The organism is Acidiphilium sp. PM (genome assembly GCF_000219295.1).
GTDB lineage: Bacteria > Pseudomonadota > Alphaproteobacteria > Acetobacterales > Acetobacteraceae > Acidiphilium > Acidiphilium multivorum.
On record NZ_AFPR01000568.1, the window covers coordinates 1 to 883 of the forward strand.

General features: G+C 67.2%; 2 protein-coding genes. Both read left to right on the forward strand.

The features are described from left to right. Window positions 1-102: 102 nt before the first annotated feature. Window positions 103-441: a hypothetical protein gene (locus tag APM_RS18560; RefSeq protein WP_007424931.1), complete on the forward strand. Its 339-nt coding sequence runs from the start codon at window positions 103-105 to the stop codon at window positions 439-441. Beyond that, the coding region (locus APM_RS18565; protein ID WP_007424932.1) for a hypothetical protein at window positions 435-883 on the forward strand (449 nt) is incomplete at its 3' end. The genes APM_RS18560 and APM_RS18565, both read left to right, overlap by 7 nt.

An 883-nucleotide genomic window follows, 5' to 3' on the forward strand; every position in this document is an offset into this window, starting at 1 on the left:
ATGCGGGCGGGAAGTTCAGAGGGTAAGCAACAGACCATTGCACCTATGGAGCTTGCGGCGCAAGTGACAATGGCGCTACGGTGACGGCAGGAGTTTCGCCCGATGCCAGAGCCCAAAACCGCACCTTCGCCCGCGAAAGATGATCGCCTCGATGCCGTCATCCAGGCGATGCGGCTGATGATCGAAACGCAGAACACGCACAGCCAAATGCTGGCGCGGTTGATCGAGCTGGCGACCCCTTCGGAAGAAAGCCCGCTTGAGGAAGCCCTGGCACGGATCGCCGGTGCGCTGCGCGATCAGACCACCGCGCTCCTGCAAATCGGCACGACGCTGGACGGGCTGGGGGCAGAGGTCGAGGCCGGGGTGATGCGTGGCCTGGCCACGGCGCTAGAGCCGGGGGACGACGGATCGCAGTCCGAGGCGGGCGGCGAGACGTGCTGACGTTCCGCGCCGGTGCGGCCTCCACCTCATCCGGTGCCGCCGGGAAGATGGCGGATCACCTGATGACCATGACGCTGCCGGGGTTCGAGCAGGACATGGCGGCGTATTATCAGCGCGGCATGACGGTTGATGGCGGGCTTTGGCAGCCCGGTACGGCAGCGGCGGAAGATAACGCGGCGGCCACCGCGACGGACGCGGCCCGCCCTGGCACCATTCCCGAGCCCCGCCGGGATATGCACCCCACCGTTGCCGTCGCGCTGGGGATCGACACGTCGCGCCCGCTGACCCGTGACGAGATTGCCGAGCTGCTGGCGGGCAATCGGGCGGATGGCGAGAAGATCGCGGGCAAACAGTATCAGCGCGCGGTGACGCCGCTTGCCGAGGTGTTCGGGCTTGACCCGATGCGGTTGCCGACCCGCGCGGAACTGGAAAACCTCCTTGC